We start from the raw sequence: 5408 nt of genomic DNA, 5'->3' as shown, positions 1-5408 counted from the left end.
TAAAGACCATAAAATACTTGCCATTATACCTTTTTTAGCCAATTTAGAGTTAAAAGATGACATTACAGATGAAGAGCTAAATGCTTTAAAAGAAAAAGAAGGCTATGCAGTACAAAATGCATTAGAAACTTATTTTTTAAGAGGTAAAAAGAAAAAGAAGTACGCAGTAGAGTTTCAGAACATAAAAAATACTAACGCCCTATTAGCCAAAAACAACATTACATTTAAAAACATAGATATACACACTACAAAAGAATTAGCTAAACTTTTAAATGTAGACGGAATTATAAGCGGTAATATTGATTTAAACGTACTACTATCTAATGGTGTTTCTACATCTTTTAATTTCTTTGATTATTTTGATGGAAACGCCAATTACGGGCGTATTGGAATAAAAGTCAGTGACGGAGATTCTGGTAAATTACTTTGGAAATACGAAAAGGAAATTAACAAGAAGACTGGTAAAAACACCATAGACCTAATTGATGGTATGATGAAAAAAGCTACTCGTAAATTTCCTTATGATAAAGAAAGAATTAAAAAGAGCAAGAAAAACTAGCTCTCTATAAATTCTTTTAAAACTTGTATTGTATAATCTAACTCTTGCTTAGTATTGTACTTAGAAAAAGAAAAACGTACTGATGGTTTTTGCAAATCTTCAGCAGATAAAACCTCTGTTAACACGTGAGACCCTAAGCTACTACCAGATTGACAAGCACTACCTTTAGAACAACCAATACCTTTTAAGTCTAAATGAAACAAAAGCATTAACCCTTTTTTCTCATCTACAGGTAAGTTTACATTTACCAATGTATAGGTACTTTTTTCTATATCACCAGATAACCCGTTAAATTTTACTTCTGGAATTTCAGTTTTAATTTTATCTATAAAATATTGCTTCAACTCTGTTACGTATGCTTTTTCTTCTGTTAAGTTATCATAAGACCTAACAAAAGCCTCCTCTAAACCAACTATATTATGATAAGGTTCTGTACCTGCTCTAAATCCACGTTCTTGAGAACCACCAAAAATTAAAGGTTTAATATTTTTATCCTTTTTAATATAAGCAAAGCCAATACCTTTTGGTCCGTGAAACTTATGCGCTGCTGCTGTTAAAAAATCTATTGGAGTTTGTTGAACATCCCAAGCATAGTGCCCAACAGATTGCACTGTATCTGAATGAAAAAGTGCATTATACTCTTTACACAATGCGCATACAGCATCTATATCTAACTTATTACCTATTTCATTATTAACGTGCATAAGACTTACTATTTTTTTAGTCTCGTCTTGTGTTAGTAATGTTTTTAAATGTTCTAAATCTGGATTACCATTTACATCTAAATTCACATAATGCAAAGCAACACCATACTCTTTTTCCAACTCTTCTACTGTGTGTAAAACGGCATGGTGTTCTATTTTTGATGTAATAATAGTACGCACCTCTAAATCTCTAACTGCTGCACGTAAAATCATATTATCTGCTTCTGTACCACCTGAAGTAAAAATAATTTCTGCCGGATGAGCATTTAAGTACTTTGCTATTGTTTTACGCGTTTTTTCTATAGCAGTTTTAGCTGTTCTACCAAAACTGTGTGTAGAAGATGGGTTTCCGTAACATTCTCCTAAAGCGTCTTGCATTTTTGCAATAACTTCCTCTCTAACCTGTGTTGTAGCTGCGCTATCTAAATAAACTTTTTGCATCAGAATTTATCAAAAATTATAATCCCCCAAAAATAGGGGATTTAAAATTAAATAATTCTAAAAAACGTTAAAAACTACAACTAATCAAAAGAAAAACTTTTACATTTGGAGTATGAAGAAATATTTCCTTTTTAGCGCACTTTTTACATTATTATCTTGTAGTGATGGTGACTTGCAAATTGAAACTTTAGACTTTAGTACTGTTGCTGCTCAAAACTGTGGTACACTAACTGTTGATACTAATTTATTTTTTAAAATAAATAGCAATGAGGCTTTAATACTAACATTAGCATCTGGCTTATTAAAAAATGAAACTTCTACCGAGGAAATAACAAGTACCATACCAACAGCATCTAAACTAGCATACAGAACTTTTTCTGGAACTGTTACCAGCAATTACTTTTGTGATTCTCCACCACCTGCAACACCTAGTGTAGCTGAAGAAATTAATGCCACAGCAGGTACTGTTACTATAAATACTGTCGCCGGAGAAACAGCTGGTACTTTTGTACACACCATAAAACTTAAAGACATTACATTAGATACAGGTGATGGATCACGTATTACAAATTTAAATATTGAAGATTTTGCAGTGATAACAACTACTGTTCCTCAATAATAAATTTTAATTCTGATAAATATAAACTTCGGTAGCTCCTAATCCATATTTTTGATAATCTGCATCGTAAAATTTTAAATTATCATATTTATTAAACAGGTATTGCAATTCTTCCTTAAGCACTCCCTCACCCACTCCGTGTATAAAAACAACTTTTTGTATTCTTTTTTGAATAGCAAAGTTTAATTGGCGTTTAGCAGTTTCTAGCTGTAAATTAAGCATATCAAAATTACCCATTCCTTTGCTTGACTTTACAAGTTGATTAATATGCAAATCAACTTCCATCTTGGGAATATTACGCTCTTTTGGTTTTATAGCAGGCTTATTTTTACGTTTTGGTTGTTCTTTTTCTTGTTTAATTTTAGCTACTTCATAATTAGATACTCTTATTGTATCTGCATTTGCAATTTTAATTAGCTCTTTCTCTAGATAAGATATTTCAAAACCCAAATCAGTTTCAATAGTAATATTACCACCAACTACAGCAGTAACTACCCCAGAAATAGTGTCATCTAAAACCTCTACCTTATCACCAATGTTAAAATTTTTCATATCTAATATTTACATCTTTTATCCTTTAATTTTTAAAAAATAATAAGACGTTTATTTTCTTTCCACAAAAATAGTAGTATTTTTCCAGTTCAAAAATAGATTACAAGTCTAAATGCTGCTACCAAGATTAGAGTTCAATATTAATGAATATATGTTTCCTTGTTTAAATAAGAAGTACTTTGGCGTTGAATGCCCTGGTTGCGGCATACAAAGATCGCTGTCTTTAATATTGCATGGAGATTTTATAGCTGCATTTAAAATGTACCCAGCAATTTATACACTAATCATTCTTTTTGGTTTTATAGGGATTAACCACTTTTACAAAATAAAATATGCAAACAAGATTATTATTACATTATTGGCGATCAATTTTGTAATAATATTCACCAACTACATTAATAAATTTATTTAACCAATTACATTAAAATTATGGAACAACAAAAATTACCAAACGTTACTATTGCCTTAGTATTAGGAATAATTTCTTATGTAGGATGCTGCTGCTCTTCTGGATTTGGAGGTATACTTTTTTCTGGTATAGCTCTATTCTTAATAAATAAAGACACTAAAACCTACCAAGAAAATCCAGAAGAATATTCTAATTTTGGACAGTTAAAAACCGCTAAAATTGTTTCTATTATTGGTTTAGTATTAAGTTTAATAATAGTAGGACTATACATATTCTTTAAATCTACAGGTGCTTATGATGAAATGATGGATGAGTTTATGAAAGGTTTTAACAAAGGCTACAATCAATAACAGACAATAGAACTATGAAAGAAGAATTACCAGGCGCTAGTGGCGCCTTAACAATGGGAATAATTGGTTTGGTTACTACAGCTATTTGCTGCGGACCTTTTGGAGTTATATTCTCTATTATAAGTATAGTTAAAGCTAATAAAGCTACAAAAATATACAAAGAAAACCCAGAAAAGTATATTAATTACAGTAACGCTAATACAGGTAAGGTATTATCTATCATTAGCTTTGTAATTGCATTTATATGGCTTATAGTTATATTATTATTCTTTGGTCCAATACTTGCGTTTATAGGTTTAGCAGGTATTGAAGGTGCTAACAACATGCAATATTAATTATAAAAAAATCCCCAAAACATATGTTTTGGGGATTTTTTACTTTAAACTTATTCTTAAACTAGTTAGCCACTTCGCTAATAAATTTTATTCTGTACAAACGTAACTCTTCATCTTCATAGTCACCATCAAACTCCTCTATGGCAGTATCTATATTGTCTGACTCTGCTTCTAAAAAGTAATCATGTATTTCCTCTTGTTGGTCTTCATCTAAAGTTTCATCTACCCAATAAGTAATATTTAGTTTTGTACCACTATATACTATTTGTTCCATCTCTTTTATCAGCTCTGCTAACTCTAAACCTTTAGCGTCTGCTATATCTGTTAATGGCAACTTACGGTCTACATTTTGTATAATGTATAATTTTAAAGCTGAATTTGCACCTGTACTTTTAACAACCAAATCATCTGGACGAACAATATCATTATCATCTACATATTTTGTAATAAGTGCTAAAAATGGTTTTCCATATTTTTTTGCTTTACCTTCACCTACACCGTGTATGTTAAGCATATCCTCCATATTAATTGGATACTTAAGCGCCATATCCTCTATAGAAGGATCCTGAAATACTACAAACGGAGGTACACCGTGTTTTTTAGCTTCGGATTTTCTTAATTGCTTTAATAACAACGATAATTCTTTATCTGCTACACCGCCTGAGCTTTTTGCTGCACTAACAATAGCATCATCATTCTCTTGACTGTACACATGATCTTTTGTCATTAAAAAAGTGGTAGGTTTTATAACGTAATCTGCTCCGGCTGGAGTTACACGTAAAATACCGTATTGTTCTATCTCCTTTTTTAAATAACCAGCTACTAATGTTTGGCGTATTAAAGCCATCCAATAACCAGCATCTTTATCTTTACCTATGCCAAAAAATGGTTTTTCATCTGTTTTATGAGATGATATTAATGCATTTTTTTTACCTATTAAAGTATTTACTATTTCTTTAGACTTAAATTTTTCTTTAGTTCCCTGTACAACACCTATAAGTTTAGCCACATTTTCTTTAGCTTCTACTTTTTCTTTTGGTGTGCGGGTATTATCATCCATATCTGCACCTTCGCCATTTACCTCATCAAATTCTTCTCCAAAATAATGAAGAATAAATTTTCTACGAGACATAGATGTTTCTGCAAAACCAACAACTTCTTGTAGTAGTGCATTACCAATTTCTTGTTCTGCAACCGGTTTACCAGACATAAACTTCTCTAACTTTTCTATGTCTTTATAAGAATAAAAAGCCAAACAATGCCCTTCTCCTCCATCTCTACCAGCTCTACCAGTTTCTTGATAGTAACTCTCTAAACTTTTTGGAATATCATGATGTATTACAAAACGTACGTCTGGTTTATCTATACCCATACCAAAGGCAATAGTTGCAACCACAACATCTACCTCTTCCATTAAGAACATATCTTGGTAACGAGAT

General features: G+C 31.2%; 8 protein-coding genes. 5 read left to right on the top strand and 3 right to left on the bottom strand.

Going from position 1 to position 5408, the window contains the following annotated elements:
* The coding region (locus ABJD66_RS11535; RefSeq protein ID WP_348131670.1) for a hypothetical protein at positions 1-559 on the top strand (559 nt) is incomplete at its 5' end.
* On the opposite strand, the gene ABJD66_RS11530 is transcribed toward ABJD66_RS11535, so the two are convergent.
* Entirely contained in the window at positions 556-1704 is a 1149-nt protein-coding gene (locus tag ABJD66_RS11530) for a cysteine desulfurase family protein (protein ID WP_348131667.1), read from the bottom strand. The genes ABJD66_RS11535 and ABJD66_RS11530 overlap by 4 nt on opposite strands.
* A gap of 112 nt (positions 1705-1816) precedes the next feature.
* Between ABJD66_RS11530 and ABJD66_RS11525 the strand changes: the two genes are divergently transcribed.
* Entirely contained in the window at positions 1817-2323 is a 507-nt protein-coding gene (locus ABJD66_RS11525; protein ID WP_348131664.1) for a hypothetical protein, read from the top strand.
* A 6-nt stretch (positions 2324-2329) separates the two neighbouring features.
* On the opposite strand, the gene ABJD66_RS11520 is transcribed toward ABJD66_RS11525, so the two are convergent.
* Complete coding sequence (locus tag ABJD66_RS11520; protein WP_100895608.1) at positions 2330-2875, bottom strand: Smr/MutS family protein; 546 nt, start codon at positions 2873-2875, stop codon at positions 2330-2332.
* Positions 2876-2987: 112 nt separating this feature from the next.
* Between ABJD66_RS11520 and ABJD66_RS11515 the strand changes: the two genes are divergently transcribed.
* From ABJD66_RS11515 to ABJD66_RS11505, 3 genes are read left to right on the top strand one after another with little or no spacing between them, the layout of a single operon-like run.
* The gene (locus ABJD66_RS11515) at positions 2988-3287 is read left to right on the top strand and encodes a DUF2752 domain-containing protein (protein WP_348131660.1); all 300 of its coding nucleotides are present in this window, start codon (positions 2988-2990) and stop codon (positions 3285-3287) included.
* Between the two features lie 17 nt (positions 3288-3304).
* The gene (locus ABJD66_RS11510; protein WP_348131657.1) at positions 3305-3634 is read left to right on the top strand and encodes a CCC motif membrane protein; all 330 of its coding nucleotides are present in this window, start codon (positions 3305-3307) and stop codon (positions 3632-3634) included.
* A 14-nt stretch (positions 3635-3648) separates the two neighbouring features.
* Positions 3649-3969 (top strand): CCC motif membrane protein, encoded by a 321-nt coding sequence (locus ABJD66_RS11505; RefSeq protein ID WP_348131654.1) that lies wholly within the window; start codon positions 3649-3651, stop codon positions 3967-3969.
* A gap of 61 nt (positions 3970-4030) precedes the next feature.
* Here the strand turns inward: ABJD66_RS11505 and ABJD66_RS11500 are convergent.
* The coding region (locus ABJD66_RS11500; protein WP_348131651.1) for an RQC domain-containing protein at positions 4031-5408 on the bottom strand (1378 nt) is incomplete at its 5' end.

The organism is Cellulophaga sp. (genome assembly GCF_039943695.1).
Classification (GTDB): Bacteria; Bacteroidota; Bacteroidia; order Flavobacteriales; family Flavobacteriaceae; genus Cellulophaga.
The sequence above is the reverse complement of the archived record's forward strand: the minus strand, read 5'-3'. Positions and strand labels throughout refer to the sequence as shown.